17 protein-coding genes and 2 other annotated features are annotated in these 18,062 nt (G+C 37.3%); of the genes, 5 read left to right on the top strand and 12 right to left on the bottom strand.

Translation table 11 applies throughout. The features are described from left to right. Positions 1–9 precede the first annotated feature (9 nt). From AAJG31_RS15410 to hmpA, 3 genes are all read right to left on the bottom strand, one after another. On the bottom strand, positions 10–351 hold the full coding sequence (locus tag AAJG31_RS15410; protein ID WP_279493324.1) for a rhodanese-like domain-containing protein: 342 nt from the start codon (positions 349–351) through the stop codon (positions 10–12). A 41-nt stretch (positions 352–392) separates the two neighbouring features. After that, complete coding sequence (locus AAJG31_RS15405; RefSeq protein ID WP_048394130.1) at positions 393–653, bottom strand: metal-sensitive transcriptional regulator; 261 nt, start codon at positions 651–653, stop codon at positions 393–395. Positions 654–873: 220 nt separating this feature from the next. Then, a complete protein-coding gene (gene hmpA / locus AAJG31_RS15400) occupies positions 874–2,040 on the bottom strand; it encodes an NO-inducible flavohemoprotein (RefSeq protein WP_054549641.1) in 1,167 nt (388 codons plus the stop codon). 190 nt (positions 2,041–2,230) lie between these two features. Here hmpA and AAJG31_RS15395 point away from each other — a divergent pair, with 190 nt between their 5' ends. Further along, positions 2,231–2,668, top strand: a complete 438-nt coding sequence (locus AAJG31_RS15395; protein ID WP_048394127.1) for an Rrf2 family transcriptional regulator — start codon at positions 2,231–2,233, stop codon at positions 2,666–2,668. Positions 2,669–2,717: 49 nt separating this feature from the next. On the opposite strand, the gene AAJG31_RS15390 is transcribed toward AAJG31_RS15395, so the two are convergent. From AAJG31_RS15390 to AAJG31_RS15375, 4 genes are all read right to left on the bottom strand, one after another. Continuing rightward, a complete protein-coding gene (locus AAJG31_RS15390; RefSeq protein ID WP_048394125.1) occupies positions 2,718–3,698 on the bottom strand; it encodes a GNAT family N-acetyltransferase in 981 nt (326 codons plus the stop codon). A 177-nt stretch (positions 3,699–3,875) separates the two neighbouring features. Continuing rightward, positions 3,876–4,994, bottom strand: coding sequence for a DUF4179 domain-containing protein (locus AAJG31_RS15385; RefSeq protein WP_115673140.1), 1,119 nt, complete (start codon positions 4,992–4,994; stop codon positions 3,876–3,878). After that, positions 4,966–5,556, bottom strand: coding sequence for an RNA polymerase sigma factor (locus tag AAJG31_RS15380; protein WP_048394121.1), 591 nt, complete (start codon positions 5,554–5,556; stop codon positions 4,966–4,968). Before AAJG31_RS15380 ends, AAJG31_RS15385 begins: the two co-directional genes overlap by 29 nt. A gap of 226 nt (positions 5,557–5,782) precedes the next feature. After that, a complete protein-coding gene (locus AAJG31_RS15375; RefSeq protein ID WP_259419937.1) occupies positions 5,783–6,277 on the bottom strand; it encodes a DUF1648 domain-containing protein in 495 nt (164 codons plus the stop codon). Positions 6,278–6,588: 311 nt separating this feature from the next. Between AAJG31_RS15375 and AAJG31_RS15370 the strand changes: the two genes are divergently transcribed. Next, positions 6,589–8,283, top strand: coding sequence for a methyl-accepting chemotaxis protein (locus AAJG31_RS15370; RefSeq protein ID WP_103118926.1), 1,695 nt, complete (start codon positions 6,589–6,591; stop codon positions 8,281–8,283). A gap of 262 nt (positions 8,284–8,545) precedes the next feature. After that, positions 8,546–8,784: a binding site (T-box leader), on the top strand. Between the two features lie 91 nt (positions 8,785–8,875). Continuing rightward, positions 8,876–10,447, top strand: coding sequence for a 2-isopropylmalate synthase (locus tag AAJG31_RS15365; RefSeq protein ID WP_036079516.1), 1,572 nt, complete (start codon positions 8,876–8,878; stop codon positions 10,445–10,447). Between the two features lie 50 nt (positions 10,448–10,497). Here AAJG31_RS15365 and metG read toward each other — a convergent pair whose 3' ends face one another. The 4 genes from metG to rsgA form a co-directional block, all read right to left on the bottom strand. Then, positions 10,498–12,132 (bottom strand): methionine--tRNA ligase, encoded by a 1,635-nt coding sequence (gene metG / locus AAJG31_RS15360; RefSeq protein ID WP_237898823.1) that lies wholly within the window; start codon positions 12,130–12,132, stop codon positions 10,498–10,500. A gap of 57 nt (positions 12,133–12,189) precedes the next feature. Next, positions 12,190–12,450, bottom strand: a binding site (T-box leader). Between the two features lie 87 nt (positions 12,451–12,537). Next, positions 12,538–13,185, bottom strand: coding sequence for an HAD hydrolase-like protein (locus tag AAJG31_RS15355; RefSeq protein WP_279493330.1), 648 nt, complete (start codon positions 13,183–13,185; stop codon positions 12,538–12,540). Between the two features lie 15 nt (positions 13,186–13,200). Beyond that, a complete protein-coding gene (gene fosM, locus AAJG31_RS15350) occupies positions 13,201–13,626 on the bottom strand; it encodes a FosM family fosfomycin resistance protein (protein ID WP_279493331.1) in 426 nt (141 codons plus the stop codon). A gap of 17 nt (positions 13,627–13,643) precedes the next feature. Continuing rightward, a complete protein-coding gene (gene rsgA, locus AAJG31_RS15345) occupies positions 13,644–14,714 on the bottom strand; it encodes a ribosome small subunit-dependent GTPase A (RefSeq protein WP_279493332.1) in 1,071 nt (356 codons plus the stop codon). Positions 14,715–15,106: 392 nt separating this feature from the next. On the opposite strand from rsgA, the gene AAJG31_RS15340 reads away from it, so the two are divergent. Beyond that, complete coding sequence (locus AAJG31_RS15340) at positions 15,107–16,189, top strand: 3-oxoacyl-[acyl-carrier-protein] synthase III C-terminal domain-containing protein (RefSeq protein WP_279493335.1); 1,083 nt, start codon at positions 15,107–15,109, stop codon at positions 16,187–16,189. Between the two features lies 1 nt (position 16,190). Then, the gene (locus AAJG31_RS15335; protein ID WP_036079526.1) at positions 16,191–16,733 is read left to right on the top strand and encodes an isoprenylcysteine carboxyl methyltransferase family protein; all 543 of its coding nucleotides are present in this window, start codon (positions 16,191–16,193) and stop codon (positions 16,731–16,733) included. Between the two features lie 20 nt (positions 16,734–16,753). Here AAJG31_RS15335 and AAJG31_RS15330 read toward each other — a convergent pair whose 3' ends face one another. Beyond that, the gene (locus tag AAJG31_RS15330) at positions 16,754–17,947 is read right to left on the bottom strand and encodes a GTP-binding protein (RefSeq protein WP_036079527.1); all 1,194 of its coding nucleotides are present in this window, start codon (positions 17,945–17,947) and stop codon (positions 16,754–16,756) included. Between the last annotated feature and the right edge of the window lie 115 nt (positions 17,948–18,062).

Here is an 18,062-nt window from a genome sequence, read left to right as displayed (position 1 = left end):
TTTCTCCTCCTAGTATGCACTCATTCCACCACGAACATTAGAAACACGCTCAAAACCTTGCTTTTTAAGTTGCTTACAAGCCTGACTACTTCGCATACCACTCTGACAAATAACTATGATCTCTTTATCCTTCGGAAGGTTTTTAAAGCTCGACCCAAGCGGAACATTTTTAAATTGCGAGATATGCCGACCTTTATACTCAGCAGGCGTGCGTACATCGATAAATATCTTATCCTTATCATTCAGCATATCTTTTAATTGGGCTGTAGAAATTGATCGAACGCCCTTCGCTGGCTTCATTCGCCAAACGAAAAAGGCTGCCACAAGCGCGATAATAATCCATATTTCCATATGACCAGTCCTCCTTTTTATACGATTATGGGTATATCAAGTTATCGACTTTTCACGACCAAGTCCATCGCCTCTTGGATAGCAGCATTCATTTTTTCAGCATTGCCTTCAGCAGTCGATACACAATCTAATAAATTTTCACTTACAATGACACCAATCGTCCGGTCAACAGCAGAACGCACGGCAGATAGCTGTGTAATCACATCTTTACAACTTTGACCTTCTTCCATCATGCGTAAAATACCCCGCATTTGACCTTCCATACGTTTCACACGATTTGCAGTGTTTGAGCCATACGCCATTCTGTTATGCCCCCTTTCAAACGATAGATTGAACTTCCTTACGAGATTTATATTATACCCCTATAGGTATGTTGTCAACATAAAGCTTCTATCTTTTTTAAAATGCTGCAATTGCGAGTTACAATGTTCTCCCTATCGCTTTAACCTCATCTATCTGCTTCCTTATTATTTCAACAAAAAACCCTGCTACGAGTTATTACTCATAGCAGGGAGTTTATTTTTATTTAGCTAATTGCATGGCTGGCCCAAAGAATTCATAGTGAATTTTTTCATCTTTCACGCCAATTTCCTGTAAATTTTTAATAACCGCTTCCATAAAGCCTACAGGGCCACATACATATACATCTGCATTATCAGCAACTTTTTCAGCCAGCAATTCTTTTGTAATAAGCTTGTCTTCATCAGAGTATAAAGCTGTATAGGATGCATTCGGTAAGACGTTTACTTTCTTTTGAATGTCATCACTGAACGCTACAACCTTCTCATTACGAGCACATTGGATAAAGTTCACTTCATTCACTGCATTATCATTTAGAGATTGCAGCATACTGTTTAAAGGTGTTACACCGATACCTCCACTTACAAATGTAATTGGTGCAGCCGTTTCTTCTAACACAAATAATCCGGCTGGAGCACTTACATCTACCAAATCTCCAACTTGTAATTGATCATGAATATAATTTGACACTTTACCATTTGGCGTATGATCACTTTCACGTTTCACCGAAATACGATAGCCATCTTCTGCACTCGCTTGTGAAAGTGTATATTGACGGTTCATTAAATACTCTTCTCCTGGCACTTTCACTCGAATAGAGATGTATTGACCTGGTTCATAAGTTGGTAGTGGTGATCCATCTTCATTTACAAAATAAATAGAAGTTACTAAGTCACTTTCTACAACTTTTTTTGCCACTTTCAATGGTTTAAATAGACGCCAACCACCATTGTTCTCAGTTTTTTGGTATAACTCTTCTTCTACTTGAATGAAAATATCTGCGATAACGCCATAAGCCTCGGCCCATGCACCAATAATGTCATCAGTTGCTGCATCACCAAGTACTTCTTTAATCGCTTTTAATAAGTTTTCACCCACAATTGGGTAATGTTCAGGTAAAATTCCTAAACTACGGTGTTTATGTGCAATAAGCATTACGGCTGGTAAAATTGCTTCTAAGTTTTCAATATGAACTGCTGCAGCGTAAACAGTATTTGCTAATGCTGTTTGCTGACGGCCTTGTTCTTGGTTCGTGTGATTAAAAATATTTAGTAATTCTGGATGAGCTTGAAACATATTTTTGTAAAACGTCTTTGTGATTTCAACACCATGAACTTCTAATACAGGTACTGTCGCTTTAATAATTTGAATTGTTTCTTGTTTTAACATATCGCTTACCATCCTTTCGTGATTACAATATAACGCTTTCATTCTCTTAAAGCAATATATAAAATACATCTTTAACAAAATAGACATAATTAATGTATTTTAAATACATCTTTAAAAATAGGTTGTAGATATTATACTTCAATGTAAAAATGCTATAATTATTTTGAATTATAGAAAGTAGGGTGTTTAGATGCGCTTAACTTTATACACAGACTACTCTTTGCGCACACTTATTTATTTAGGCGCAAAGGAAGATGGTCAATTATCGACTATTCAAGAGATCTCAGATGCTTATAATATATCGAAAAACCATTTAATGAAGGTGACACACCAGCTCGGGTTATTAGGTTACATTGAAACAATCCGTGGACGTGGCGGTGGAATTCGCCTTGCTATCGATCCAAAAACCATTACCATCGGTGAAATTGTTCGTCATACAGAAGAGGATTTTCATCTTGTAGAATGTTTCGACAAAGAAAATAACCTATGTAAAATAGCTCCAGAATGTCAATTAAAGGGTGTACTGTATGAAGCTTTGCAAGCCTATTTGAAAGTATTAGATCAATACACCTTGGACGATTTCCTTCATTCTAAGGAAAAATTAATGGCTCTACTGCTCGGTAAATAAAAATACCCGCTCAACATTTGTTGAACGGGTATTTTTTTTAGAAGTTTGCTTATAATTGCTTTGAAAAGAAAATCATATCCAATGCACGAATACCATTTTCATAAATTGGTTCTGGGTAATGACTGAAGAAGTCCTTTTCAATAGCCTCCATGCGAAAGCCTGCTTTTTGATAAAAAGCGATATTATCAATACTTGAGTTCGCCGTTCCAACTAATACCGTTTGATAACCATCCTTTTGACATTCTTCAGTGAGCTGTCGCAATATCTCTTTGCCTATTCCCTTCCCTTGATACTTTGGTACAATAGCAATATTCTTCAATTCAATTGTAGTATTAGTTTGAGGAATGACTAATGCCACTCCCACCAACAGTTCTCCACAATTAATTTTATATAATGTACCCTTATCTAAATATTTCCGAACTGCCACTTCACTCTCATCAGCTAATAAAAGCTGAGGTAAAAAGGCTTCTCGGTTTCCTTCTACCTTTTCTAGGGATGTTCGATAACGGACATAATCTTCTCGTTCAAAAACATTTAACACACATGGTTGCTTTTCCTTCACTTCTAACCACGAATGCTCCTCAGGATAATCTTTTTCCACCCCTAATCGAACAAAAGGTAGCTTTTCTTGTGCTTTTTGTGAACGGATATTAACCTTTCGGGCTCCTGCAAAAACACGTGATAATCCCAGCTCAAAAAACGCAATATCTAAAATAGCCGTTTTTGCTTCAAGATTATAGCCCTTCCCCCAAAATTGATAGCCAAGCCAAGAGCCGATATGACAGCTCTTTTTATGACGATCGATAAACATTAATGATGTCACACCAATGACTTGCCCCTCCTCATCTAAAATCACACGAGGGACGGTCTTACCTTCTTCTTCATCTATACGTTCACGCTTAATAAAATGAATTGTGTCTTCTACCTTGCCAGCAGGTAAGCCTAGGGCATCTCGAACCTGTGGCATAGAAGACAACGCATGCATAGCCTCAGCATACTTCACATCATGCCTTACTAACGTTACTGCCATCTTCTATTCCCCTTTATTTCTTAGGATTGAAAACTTATTCTTTATATATACTCCATATACTATAGATTATTCAAAAGCCTTGTTTTGCTAGTATAACTGAATATCCATCTACTTTATATAAATATAGAAAAATAAAAATTGAGAAAGTGAGCTTTTACTACACTTTCTCAATTATTTTTATGGTTGAACTGGTATAGTGATCTCTAGTTCAGGTATATATTGAATTTTCGGATAACCGTTTTTATCCAATTGAAACATACCTTTTTCGTTTTCCTTGAAAAGATGGATATAGGGTTTTAAGGTTATTGTTTTTGGAACAGATTCAAAAGGAGTGTACCGAAGATCATCAAGATGAATGTTTCCATTGGTAGCGTTCCAACCGTTTCCTCCAATTAATTCAATTTCACGACCATGCTCATCAATAATAACTATCCCCATTGTTAGTAGTGTTAAATTATCAGTGAACGTTGAATTATCAGTTAAAACCATCCGTGTTGTGATACTTGTTGTAACTGGTGTTAGCTTGACCTTTTCAAGAGTCAAATGAATATTGTCATATTGTCGACTTATATTTGGTGCTAAAGCTACATAGTCTTTCACTTTATTTTTCACAGGAATATCAATTTCAATGGGGTTTTCTATACCTTTGACAAAAGCTTGAATGGTTAAATCAAATTGCTCTGGGAAAGGCTTCCCTCCCTGATTTCTCAGATCTGAAAATTCAATAATGACAGAAGCATTATCTTTACCAGGGTACATAAAACCACTAATAGAATTGGACTCACTCGGAGCAAAAGAATTAATAGGCTCATCATTTATAAACAAATTATAATTACTGATACAATCCATTAAAGCTTCTTTCTGATCTTCTTTATAGGGGCGTTCAATAGCAATTGAAACACGTGTACCGTCATACGCTACTTCCGATACACTTAATGTAAACCCCTCCTGTGTCACACTTACCTGTGGTTTTGTAGAAAGTCCTTTTTCATCAGCCATCTGCAACCCCAAATCACCAGCGAGACGGAAAATTGAGGATAGTACAGGCACTTGTTTAAGCGTTGCAGCCATTGTTGGTGAAATAAATGATGTAATAAATAGTAAGCTAACTAGCATGGCTGTTGCAAAAGCAACTTTATAGTGCCATTTCTTCTGGTGCTTTACTACTTGTGGCTGCTCGTTACGTTCATATTTACTAATTACACGATCAACCAAATCAATTTCTACAGGTGTTTCTCGAATTAGCAGCTCTATTCGTGCCATTTCTTTATCCTTCTGCTTTGAATGAATGCTCATAAAATCCACCTCCTAACTTATTTTCCTTTATTAATTTTTTGCGTAATCGTTCATATTTTTTTCTTATTGTAGCTGGTTTCATATCCATAATTTCAGAAATTTCTTCAAAGCTATATTCTTCAATAGAACGAAGCAGTAAAATCCTTTTTTCATCTACATGTAAGTTTTCCAATAGCCTATGCACCATCTCATCATATTCAGGTATCGGTGCTTGCGTCTGTTTCACCTGTTCTCGCTTCACACTTAGCCAAAATTTATAGCCCCTATTTTTTGCTTTTATGACATCAATACAATGGTGGTGAGCGATTTTATAAAGCCACGCCGATAAGGAAACCGTATAAGAAAATTTATGAATATTCTCTAGTCCTTTAATAAAAATATCTTGCGAAGCATCCTCCGCCTCCTCTTTGGTTCCTAGCATATAGTAACAATAAATATAAATTTGCTTTTGAAAACAACGAATGATTTCTGCATAGTCATGCGTATCCCCTGATTGAACTTGCTCCACGATTGATTGAATATCTATATCAGCTCGCTCTTTTGATGGTTCTCGTGTAGTCAATGTTGTCCCCCCTCTCCAATCTATATAACTGAAATTATTAGAAGTTTGTGACACTAGATAAAAAATCTTAAAAATATTATTGAATGTCATCGAGTTACTTGGAGAAATCTTTTATATCTTCCCTTCTTCGCCTATATAACTGAAATCAACAGCCATTTGTGACACACTATAAAAATTTTTTCACAAAAATAAAACGCTTAAGGGTAACCTAAGCGTTTGAGTCTCACTATTTTATTTTGGAGCTTGTTATAAACCCTTTAATAATTGGGATAAATACTCCTATCAATACAATGGGTAGGAACCACCATCCTAATGAATTTACCTCACCAAGACCAATACGAACCATCTGAATCGATATAAAAGCAAATAAAATGAGACAGATATTTTTTACTTGATTTAGTATTTTTCTGCTATTCAAATAAAATGCTTTTACATTACTTTCATCCAAACGTGACGGATAATTATGCATATGAGGTGCTTTTTCTAGCAGCCACATAACAATCCATAAAAATAAACCGATGAACGGAAGAATGAATAATTCTATTTTTGATCCCCATCGATCCACCTCACCTAATCCATTAAAATGACCAGGTATTTCATCAGGCAACTTGCCCCATGCCAATATAATATAAAAGATGGATAAAATAAATATACTACCACCAATATAGTCCCATATCTTTTCTGATCTTGTTTTAGGTAACTTTAAAATTGGCCTATACATTTTCTCCACCCCTGTTCTTTTCCTTTACTACATCTACGTTATGACTACTATTAAAGTTTCAAAATTTATGAAAATTGACTTAATATTCAACATGCACCATTAATTATCCCTATTATTAGTAGCATTATAGCGATAAAATCTACTTTTTTTATTACTTCATATATAATTTATACCCATTTTCAAACTACTAATTACTGTAGAAATACTCATAATACTTTGTAAAATTCATATAATCTGATATAAATGATATATATACATATTTCATTATTTTGTAACATTTCTACTAATTACTGAGAAAGGATATTTCAACTATGCGATTTACTATCTACAAGAAATTATTACTCGGTTTTTTTATAGTTATTTTGGTACTCGTTACAACAATCGGCTTAAATATAAAACAGCTTGATTCTGTAAATAAGACCTATCGTACATTATTGGAGGAACAAACTACTAAATCTATAAGTATTCAGGAATTACGGGTGATTGCAAAACAGGAAATTGTCAGCATGCGAGGCTACTTACTACTTGGAGACAAACAAAACTTTCAAAGTAATCAAGCCTCACGCGAGGAATTCAAACAAAAATCTGAAGAATTAATGGCTACTTTAGATTCAGAAAAATCAATTAAGATGCTTGAAGCTATTAATAAAAGTGAGCAAAATGTGCAAGAATTTGCAGATCGTATGTTTGAGTTAAAAGCTGCTGGAGAAACAGAGAAGTACGAAAAATTGGATAGTACTCAAGGACGCTTAATTATTAAACAATTCGATGAACGTGTTGAAAACCTTTCTAATTATCAAAATGAATATGTAGAAGGTAAAATGGCTGCTACATCCAATCAAATTCAAGACATCAAGCTCCAAATGATGCTTCTCGGAGTCTTTGCTGTTGTCATAAGTCTGATAATTGCTATGGTTGTTGGTAGTCTAATGTCTCGTCCAATTAACGGTATGGCTAAAGCTGCGAAAAAAATAGCTGAGGGTGACTTAACAGCTGAACAAATTCGTATAAAGAATCGTGATGAAGTAGGTGATCTAGCGCTTGCGTTTAATCAAATGGCTACAAATTTAAAGGATTTAATTACGAATGTGCGCCAAAACACTGTACAAGTAAGTGGCTCTGCTGCTGAGTTAACAGCTAGTGCAGAGCAAACTATACAGGCTACAGAACAAATCACTTCTTCTATTCAAGAGGTTGCTAGTGGCTCAGAGGCTCAAGGGAAAAACGCAACCGAAAGCTCAGAAGCAATGAAAAACATGACAAAGGGTATACAACAATTAGCTTCTACTACTGCGGCTGTTTCTGAACTGGCAATCGAAACAAATTCAGAGGCTAAGAAAGGGAATGATTCTTTACATCGTGTTATCTCTCAGATGACAACAATCAACACGGCTGTTTTAGAGTCAGCAAGTGTTGTTAAAAATCTAGACGGGCATTCCATTGAAATTGGTAATATCATTGGCATTATTACTGATATTGCAGAACAAACAAACTTATTAGCACTTAATGCTGCCATTGAAGCGGCTCGTGCAGGCGATCATGGACGCGGCTTTGCAGTCGTAGCAGATGAAGTGAAAAAGCTAGCAGAGCAATCAAAAAAATCCGCTGAGCAAATCGCTACCTTGATTTCTGAAATACAGCAGGATACAAACCGTGCTGTAACGGTGATGGATACTGGAACTCAAGAGGTTCAAATTGGTATGCAAGTAGTGAAGGTAGCAGAAGAAGGTTTCTCTAAGATTGTTGAGCTGATTGAGCAAGTATCCATGCAAATCCAAGAAGCAACGACAGTGTCAGAGGAGATGTCCTCTAGTGCAGAGCAAATCTATGCTTCCTTTGATGAAATTGCAACTATTGCACAGATGTCCTCATCTAATTTACAAAATGTTGCTTCTGCTTCCGAGGAACAATTAGCTACTATCGAAGAAGTAGCTGCTTCAGCAGCAACACTTTCAAATATGGCAGAAGAACTTCACACGCAAGTCTCTCGTTTTAAGGTAGAATAAAAAACTGCTCGTTTTCTTTAGGTTTATAGAAAACGAGCAGTTTCTTCATACAAAGAAAAATATCATGATTTTTCTACCTATCGTATGCTAACCCTACTCACCATTTTTTCCTAGTAAATACATTCTTCACCACTTTATTTTACACTTCACCAAATATCAAATTTTTAATAAAATAGACATTACTTAAGACAGAATTAAATAAATTTTTAGAATATTATTGACAGGCAGTTAATATCCAAGTAATATTGCTTTCAACAACACATTGCAGGCCAAGAATGGAAATAGTAAAAGTGATTGTGTACTTGTAGAGAGCCGATGGTTGGTGTAAATCGGTAGGCACACATTTTGAACTCGTCCATGAGCTACTCCCTGAACTTTTTAGTAAGGGATGTCGGTTTCCCCCGTTAACAGGATAGACAGTGATAGCTGTCGATAAGGGGACTTTTTCTATAAAGAGAAGGTCAATTAGAGTGGTACCGCGAGCATAAACTCGTCTCTATTTTTAAATAGAGACGGGTTTTTTATTTTTTTAATGACTTATTGGCCTAAGTGTAGATTTTAGATACTAATCACTAAAAAGGAGTGTTTGAAAATGGGAAGAAAAATTTGGGTGTTTGATACAACTTTACGTGATGGCGAACAGGTGCCTGGAGCAAAGCTAAATCTTTATGAAAAAGTAGAGATCGCTCAGCAGCTGAAAAAATTAGGTGTCGATATTATTGAGGCTGGATTCCCCGCTTCCTCTCAAGGTGATTTTGATGCCGTCAAAGCTGTAGCTGAAAAGGTTGGCAATACAAACGACATTATGATTACAGCATTAGCACGTGCTGTAAAGGCTGACATTGATGCTGTCTATAATGCTGTGAAGTATGCTCAAAACCCGATGATTCACATGGTACTAGGAACCTCTGATATTCATGTGGAGAAAAAATTCAGCAAGTCAAAAGATCAAATTTTACAAATTGGCGTGGATGCTGTGAAATACGCTAAAACATTATTGCCGCAAGTTCAATATTCCACAGAGGATGCCTCTCGTTCTGACTTTGAATATCTTTGGAAAACAATTGAAGCTGTTATGAGAGCTGGCGCAACGATGATTAACGTTCCTGATACGGTTGGCTTTGCAGAGCCAGAGGAATTTGGAGAAATGATTTTTAAATTAAATGACCGTATGAAAAATTTAGATGATAGCGTTCTTTTAAGCGTTCATTGTCACAATGATCTTGGCATGGCAACGGCTAATACGCTAGCTGCAATTAAAAATGGTGCAGATAAGGTAGAGTGTACAATCAATGGTATCGGTGAACGCGCAGGTAATGCTGCATTAGAAGAAGTTGTCATGGCACTTAAAACTCGTAGCTCCGTCTACAATGCAGAAACACGTATTAATACAAAAGAAATTATGAATACTTCACGTCTTGTTTCTAGCTTTATGGGCTTAGATGTACAGGTCAATAAAGCCATTACAGGAGATAATGCATTTGCCCATTCTTCTGGTATTCATCAAGATGGTTTGTTAAAATCGCGTGATGCTTATGAAATCGTCCATCCTGAGGATGTAGGTCTTGATGATATGGAGCTAGTACTAACAGCTCGCTCTGGTCGCCATGCAGTGAAAAATGCTCTTGAAAAATTAGGTTTTACTAATCTTTCAACAGAGGAATTTGAAGGTATTTTCGAAGGATTCTTAAAGCTAGCCGATGCGAAGAAAGAAGTATATGATCACGATTTATATGTTATTGTTGAAAGCTATTATGAAAAACATGATGCCAATAATAAAAATGCTACACATTATAGTGAGCAATTCTTTGATTTTGATGATCTACAAGTCGTCAGCAATACAAGCTTCCCTTCAGCAAGTGTTAAGGTTCGAAAAGGCGGCGAAGTATTTAAAGCTAGTGCAGTAGGCTCTGGTCCAATTGATGCCCTCTATTCAGCCATTGCAGAAATTACAAATATGGATGTAAAACTAGTGGAATATAATATCAATAGTGTTTCACGAGGCAAAGAGGCTTTAGGTAAAGTAAAAATTACGATTGAGCATGAAGGCGAAAAGTATATTGCAAAAGCAGCAGATACAGATATTCTTAAGGCAAGTGCATTAGCCTATATTAATGCGATCAATAGCATTGTAGTGACAAAATTAACACCTGTTATGAATTAAATGAAAATAGCAAAGCAGTATGGCACTTGTGCCATACTGCTTTTTCAATCCTAGTGACTATCCCTAACTAGTTTTTGATATTCCTCATCGATTCGTTCGATATCAAGACGTTCAAATAATGGTGTCACCTCTCGAATGACTTTAGGGAGATCTACTTGCTCATGCCACATCATTTCATTTATACCTAACATATTTCTTACTTTCTTTGCTGAAAACGGTAAGAAAGGATGCAGCAGCTGTCCTAAATTCGCAATGATATAGACGCAAGTTGCTAATGTACGATTACCTGCCTCTACGTTTTCTTTTACCTGCAGCCATGGCTGTTGTTCATCAAAATAACGATTAGCACCGCGAATATACTCAAAAATCGATTCTAACGCCTGTTTGAAATGACCACCTTCGATAAGAACACCCGCTTCATTAAACAATTGTACGGTTTGTTTTCGAATGTCGCTATCCACCTCCGCTTGTGGCACCTGACAAGCAAATGATTTCTCAATAAACTTCAATGTACGGTTTACAAAATTGCCATAGGCTCCGAGTAGTTCGCCATTATGGCTATAAATAAATTCCCGCCATGAAAAATCAGTATCACGATTTTCTGGCGCATTCATCGTTAAGAAGTAACGAATAGAGTCCGCATCATAACGGCTTAAAATATAAGGAACCCATACAGCCCAATTCTGACTAGTAGATAATTTGCGTTTTTCTAATGTTAAATACTCATTAGATACGATATGGGTAGGTAATGCCTTGGATCCAATTCCCATTAAAATGGCTGGCCAAATAACTGTATGGAATGGAATATTATCCTTCCCATGTACATAGTATGAAATGGTCTCTTCATTCCATAAATCTTCAATAGCTATTTGATGCTCTTTTGCCCATTCCAAGCTTGCTGTTAAGTACCCTGCTACAGCTTCAATCCATACATATATTTTTTTCCCTTCAAAACCTGGCACTGGAACATCTATGCCATTCGGTAAATCTCTTGTTACCGCTCGGTCAGGAACTCCCTCTGCCAAGTATCGCTCCGTTAACCCTAAAGCATTGTCACGCCAACGTTTCTCGGCTTTCGCTTGTGCTAAATAAGACTCCAACCTTCCTTGAAATTGACTAAAGGTAAAATAAAAGTGCTCAGTTTCCCGAATAACAGGTTCGTTCCCACAAATTTTGCAGCGCTTATCAATTAAATCCAATGGGTCTAAAATTTCTGAGCAGTTATCACATTGATCTCCCCTTGCTTTCGCTCCACAATTTGGACAGAGCCCCTCGACAAATCGATCTGGTAGAAATTGTTTATCCGTCTCACAGTAAGCCTGTTCAATTTTCTTCTTGTATAAGAAATTATTAGCCAGTAGCTGTAAGAAAAGGGCCTTAACGGATTCATGGTGGTGCTCCGCATCCGTTCTTGTGTACAAATCATAGGTAAATCCTAAATCATGAAAGCATCTAGTAAACTCCTCATGATAGTGATTAGCTATAGCTTCTGTCGTTGTATTCTCTTGTGCGGCACGTATAGAAATGGGTGTACCATTACAATCACTGCCTGATACATATAAAACCTGCTCACCTTTTTGTCGGTAATATCTAGCCAAAATATCACCTGGTAATAATGCGGCAACATGCCCTAAATGCAAAGAGCCATTTGCATACGGCCAAGCGCCTCCAATAACAATCGTCATTCTAAATTGCTCCCCTCACAGAAAAAATGGTAAAAAAAAATCGCCCTAATCAAATCTGATTAGGACGAGTATACCCGTGTTACCACCTATATTTACAAATAGCTTACACTATTTGCCTCTATCAGTACGTCTTCACTCAAAAAAGAGATACTGCTGCTGTTGTAACGAGTGCCCATCTCGTCGTAATCTACTGGCTAAAAAGCTTTCGGTACGAAGCTCAAAGGTCATTTTCAAAAGGGTTCATTTACCTCATTTACACCAACAGAGGCTCTCTACAAAATGCTAATCCAATTTACTTTTCCTTCTCAATGCTTTTTCTATAGGATTGGCATTATTTTACGCCTTCTTGTGAGGAAATGCAATGATTGTTGTAAAAGCGTCTTTTTTTTGATTCATTTTCTCGAGTTAATCGAATGTAACCTTTAGCAAATCAGTTAAATCATCAATTACTATATCTGCTTTTTCTAACTCCTTGTCTTGTGCAAAGTCAAAGCGAACACCTATTGATAGTAATTGATTGTCCTGTGCAGCTTGGATATCCGAAGAACGATCTCCTACCACTGCTCCATAATCAATTGTATTTTCATCTACAACTCTTTTGACCAGATCCGATTTATGCCCACTTGCAATTGCTTGAATGCTATAGATTCCCTTTATAAAACGCTCCAACTGATAGGTTTCGACGATTGCTTGTAAATAGTCAATCTGTCCATTACTCGCTATGTATAACGGATAATTCTCTGACAATGTTGCAAGGGTTTGTTCAGCGTTTGGATACAAAGCACCTTTATGTCCACGTATTTGCTCAATCAGCTTTACATGGAATAATACATTGCTCTCTTCTCGTATCTCTAAAGCATGCATAGGACATAATGTTTCCCACACAACAGGTAAAGGAACCCCCATTATTTCTCTATATTTTTCTATAGGTGTTTCTCCCTGCCACAAGCCGTTTGTCCGCAGCACATCAAATGTTGCGTCGAGCGCAGGCTCTAAAATAAGATTGGTTTGAAATAATGTTCCGTCCATATCAAAAATAAACGCTTTATTCATAAAATCTCTCCTTAATTAGTTATCAAAAAACACCATATGCTGCTTTTCTTGCTTATAATAATCCAAACGATCTTGCAAAGTTCCTGTATGAAATTCAAATTTATGACCATCAGGATCTGTAAAGTAAATCGATTTTTTATCCTTTTCATCTCTTTGCCGACCTGCTAAAATATTGACCTTTAGCTGAACCAATCTGTCATACACCTTATCAAAGTCATCCTCAGCGATTGTGAAGGCAATGTGTGTATAGGAATGATGGATGTCATTACGGGGTATATCCTTTTCTACATTCAGAGCTAGCCACAGCCCATTTACATCAAAATAGGCTGTGCTGTTCCCCTTTACTAGCAACTTGGCATCAAATACTCTTTCATAAAAAGTGATGGATTCCTCTAAATTAGAAACTGAAAACAATAAATGATTGATGTTTTTAATTGTCATGGCTGTGCTCCTATTGATTATTTCTTCCCCTTTTTCATTCCCTTGGCTATTTGCTTCCACTTGCGTTGCTCCTCAAGTTTTGCTTGCGTATTTGTTTTGCGCTCCATATAAGCCAATTCTCTTTGCAGCTTAAAATAGCTTTGTAGACGATATTGGTCCAAGTCCCCATCTACAATAGCTTGCTGGACAGCACAATAAGGCTCTTTTTGATGTGTACAATCACGATAACGACAAGCTGTTGCTAGTTCCTCAATATCTTGAAAGCTAGAAGCTAAACTATCCCCTTGATCCCACAGTTGAAGCTCACGCATTCCTGGCGTATCAATTAGACAGCCACCAGCAGGCAATACTACTAGCTCTCGATGGGTTGTTGTATGTCGTCCCTTGGCATCATCCTCACGTATACCCGCTACCTTCATTAGTATCTCACCACATAAAGCATTTGTTAATGTGGATTTCCCTGCTCCAGAAGACCCCAATAGTGCCCCCGTGACCCCCTCTGTGAATAACGTCTGAATTTCCTTTAGACCTTCTCCCGATAGAGCACTCGTTACAAAGATATCCACACCAAAGGCTACAGACTCCACTTCTTGTACTAAGCTCGAAACATCCTCGCATAAATCAGCTTTTGTCAGGACAATAATGGGCTTTGCCCCTGAATCCCAAGCAGCCACTAAATATCTCTCCAAACGTCGAATATTAAAATCTTCGTTCAAGCTCATAACAAGTAACACAATATCGACATTTGATGCGACAATCTGTTCTTGAATTTCCGTTCCTGCAACTTTACGTGAAAATACGGATTTTCGTTGGAATAGCTGATGAATAATTGCTCGTTCCTCTCCGGGCATTTTCTCCACTAGCACCCAATCACCAACTGCTGGATAGTCCTCCCTCGCTAAAGATGTATACGCATAATGACCAGCAATTGTCGCAAGCCATTCTCCCTCTTCAGCTAACACCCGATAAGAATGCTTATGCTCTAAAGTAACCCTTGCAGGCACACAATTTTTTAATTTAGCCTGTTTTTTCATTTCTATCATTTGCTCTTCAAAATATGTTGTAAAACCTAATGTTGTTAAATTCAATTTATTTTCCTCCTAAACGTATGATGCCTCAGCGAAAATAGTTGTCATCCGCAAGAGGCCCTATCGCAATTCACCTTTTGGAACTACAATAAAAAACCTTGTAGCTGCAATTCGGCAGTTACAAGGTTTCACAGGCACGTTTAAAAGATACACAAATACCCCGAGTTATGGCACGGCGTCACTTTGTATATTTTAGGCGTGTGAAATTGAACAAACCGAATTGCAGTTCGCTAATTACAGATCTATTCATCATGTCACATCACCTACTTTCCATTTAGTTGTTATCAATATAGCTAAATTTTCAGAAATTGTCAATTACAATATTATAAGCATTTATTCCAATCATCCACGCATACAATGAACAAAACCATTAAATGCGAGGAGATGTTGGATTGCCTAAAATCATTTCAATTAGCACATATCAACCACCTTACACATTACAGCAAGATAACGCAGAGGAACTAACGAAAGAGCTTTTTTATGCAAAAATTCCAAAACTAGAGCGCTACTTAAAGGTTTTTGAAAATGGTGGCATCGACACACGCCATTTTTGTGTGCCAGCTGAATGGCATCGTACGAATCACTCCTTTGAAGAACGTAATAATTTATATATTGAGTTAGCTACACACTACAGTGTAAGTGTCATTCAAGCATGTTTAGCTAATACAGCTTTTTTATCCTCACCTATTCCTACTGAGGACATCGATGCCATCATTTTTGTTAGCAGTACAGGAATTTCAACACCTAGCATTGACGCACGTGTTATGAACAAGCTTCCCTTTTCAGATCGACTTAAACGCATTCCTCTATGGGGTCTTGGTTGTGCAGGAGGAGCCGCTGGTATAAGCAGAGCCTATGATTTTTGTAAAGCCCATCCACATGCAAAGGTACTTGTCGTTTGTGTCGAGTTATGTAGCCTCACTTTTCAGCCAAATGATTTTTCTAAAAGTAATTTAATTGGTGCTTCTCTTTTTGCCGATGGTGCAGCATGCATACTTGTTGGTGGGGATGAAGCAGCTATCGCAACAAAAAGGCCAACCCCTAATATTCTAGCTACAGGTTCTAAATGGATGCCAGATTCGGAAAATGTAATGGGTTGGGATGTGAAGAACAACGGGCTTCATGTCATTTTCCAAAAAAGTATTCCTTCTATTATTACCAATTGGCTCGGACCTTTCATTGAGCAATTTTTAATGGAACAAAGACTGTACAGCGAACAATTGACTCATTTTATTGCGCATCCGGGAGGAAAAAAGGTATTAAAAGCTTACGAAGATACACTTTATCTATCTCCCAAAAAAACCGACATTTCTCGGGAAATATTGAGACGACATGGTAATATGTCATCACCGACAGTGCTATACGTATTAGAGCAGTTTATGTTAAATGAAGGACAAGTGGAGGATACAGGCTTGCTCGTAGCTCTTGGCCCTGGTTTTTGTGCAGAAGCTGTATTATTAAACTGGAGGGAGTAACATGATCTTCTATTTTATTTTTATCCTTGTCGTTCTACAAAGATTGACAGAAGTTGTCATTGCCAAGCGCAATGAGAAATGGATGCTTTCACAAGGAGCCTATGAAGTAGGTGCTTCACACTACCCATATATGGTAGCCATGCATATTAGTTTTTTTCTGTTTTTAATAGTGGAAATCGTCACAAACAACAATGGTATCTCGCCCTTATTTCCGTTATTTTTTATATTATTTTTAGCAGTGCAGGCTTTGCGGATCTGGTGTATTCGCTCTTTAGGCACTTTTTGGAATACAAAAATCCTCATTTTACCTGACGCACAAGTTGTTCGTAAAGGGCCATATGAATATATGCGCCACCCCAATTATGCGGTAGTTTGTTTAGAAATCCTTTTGCTACCACTCATGTTTCAGGCTTACTTTACAGCATTTTGTTTTACATTACTCAATATTACAATGCTTTCTGTCCGAATACCTATAGAAGAAAAAGCATTACGAGATGCTACTAATTATAATCGTGTATTTCAAAAGAAGATTTCGGAGTCTTAGCCGAAATCTTCTTTTCTTCTTTATTGCCATTCCCAGTTAAAGGGATCTTGTAGACGTTCCCAAGGGTTCTGAAACTCTTCATTTGTTAACAGACAGTTGTCCAACTGTTTAGTGATGTCTTCTCGATCTAGATCAATGCCAATAATCACAAGTTGTGTCATTCGATCTCCGAACTCTTCATCCCAATCTTCCAATACTTCAGGGCTTTGCTGGAATACATCCTGCTGCTGGGCTTGAGAAAGTGCCGCTACCCAATAAGAGACTGGTTCAATTTTTGCAGATGACCCAGCTTGCGATAATAATAGCGCAACTTCCTGATGTCTTGCACTCCAAATAATACCCTTCGCTCGTACTATTGAATCTGGCATGTGATCACACCACTCAACAAAGCGCATCGGATGAAACGGTCTTTTGCGTTTATAGGTAAAAGAAGAGATCCCGTACTCCTCAGTCTCTGGTGTATGGTTTTCATGACCAAGCTCCAACTCCTTTAACCAACCAGCCGATTCAGAGACACGTTCAAAGTCAAAGCGCCCCGTATTTAAAATTTCAACTGGATCAATAACACCATTTGTTGTACGTATAAGTTTTGCCTCAGGCTGTAATGCACGTAAAATACGTTCTAATCGCTCAAGCTCCTCTGCGGATACTAAATCGCACTTATTTAAAATAAGGACATCACAAAATTCAATTTGATCAATAAGAAGGTCTGCAACATCACGCTCATCTAATTCACCAACAGCTTCCTTCCTCTCCAATAAGCTTTCCCCAGACTGAAAATCATGCCAAAAACGATGGGCATCTACGACAGTAACCATTGTATCTAATCGACAAAACTTCGTTAAATCAATGCCAAGCTCCTCGTCTAAATAACTAAATGTTTGTGCAACTGGAATCGGCTCACTAATCCCTGTCGATTCAATCAAAATGTAATCAATATTGCCTAGCTTCGAAAGACGTTCCACCTCCTGCAATAGATCCTCTCGTAATGTACAGCAAATACAACCATTCGATAGCTCCACAAATTTCTCTTCTGTACGTGATATACCGCTACCATTTGCGATAAGCTCCGCATCAATATTAATTTCACTCATATCATTCACAATAACAGCGACACGTAAATCCTTTTTGTTTTGCAATACATGATTCATCATTGTTGTCTTACCAGAACCTAAATATCCACTCAATACTGTAACAGGAATTTTCTTTGTCATTCTTACAACTCCTCAAATCGTAATCATTACTATTTACAATTTGTAATTAAATCATATTACTTTGGAAAATGCAAAGCTTTTTATTACTAGTGAAATTAAACTTGACAATATCCAG

This window comes from Lysinibacillus sp. BS3, from assembly GCF_039614735.1.
Lineage (GTDB): Bacteria > Bacillota > Bacilli > Bacillales_A > Planococcaceae > Lysinibacillus > Lysinibacillus capsici.
The sequence above is the reverse complement of the archived record's forward strand: the minus strand, read 5'-3'. Positions and strand labels throughout refer to the sequence as shown.

Coding starts and splice junctions, on each gene's coding strand:
- AAJG31_RS15330 (WP_036079527.1), bottom strand. CDS start 17,947: ATGACAAAGAAAATTCCTGTTACAGTATTGAGTGGATATTTAGGTTCT.
- AAJG31_RS15405 (WP_048394130.1), bottom strand. CDS start 653: ATGGCGTATGGCTCAAACACTGCAAATCGTGTGAAACGTATGGAAGGT.
- AAJG31_RS15395 (WP_048394127.1), top strand. CDS start 2,231: ATGCGCTTAACTTTATACACAGACTACTCTTTGCGCACACTTATTTAT.
- AAJG31_RS15335 (WP_036079526.1), top strand. CDS start 16,191: ATGATCTTCTATTTTATTTTTATCCTTGTCGTTCTACAAAGATTGACA.
- hmpA (WP_054549641.1), bottom strand. CDS start 2,040: ATGTTAAAACAAGAAACAATTCAAATTATTAAAGCGACAGTACCTGTA.
- AAJG31_RS15365 (WP_036079516.1), top strand. CDS start 8,876: ATGGGAAGAAAAATTTGGGTGTTTGATACAACTTTACGTGATGGCGAA.
- AAJG31_RS15370 (WP_103118926.1), top strand. CDS start 6,589: ATGCGATTTACTATCTACAAGAAATTATTACTCGGTTTTTTTATAGTT.
- AAJG31_RS15355 (WP_279493330.1), bottom strand. CDS start 13,185: ATGAATAAAGCGTTTATTTTTGATATGGACGGAACATTATTTCAAACC.
- AAJG31_RS15410 (WP_279493324.1), bottom strand. CDS start 351: ATGGAAATATGGATTATTATCGCGCTTGTGGCAGCCTTTTTCGTTTGG.
- AAJG31_RS15385 (WP_115673140.1), bottom strand. CDS start 4,994: ATGAGCATTCATTCAAAGCAGAAGGATAAAGAAATGGCACGAATAGAG.
- AAJG31_RS15375 (WP_259419937.1), bottom strand. CDS start 6,277: ATGTATAGGCCAATTTTAAAGTTACCTAAAACAAGATCAGAAAAGATA.
- fosM (WP_279493331.1), bottom strand. CDS start 13,626: ATGACAATTAAAAACATCAATCATTTATTGTTTTCAGTTTCTAATTTA.
- AAJG31_RS15390 (WP_048394125.1), bottom strand. CDS start 3,698: ATGGCAGTAACGTTAGTAAGGCATGATGTGAAGTATGCTGAGGCTATG.
- metG (WP_237898823.1), bottom strand. CDS start 12,132: ATGACGATTGTTATTGGAGGCGCTTGGCCGTATGCAAATGGCTCTTTG.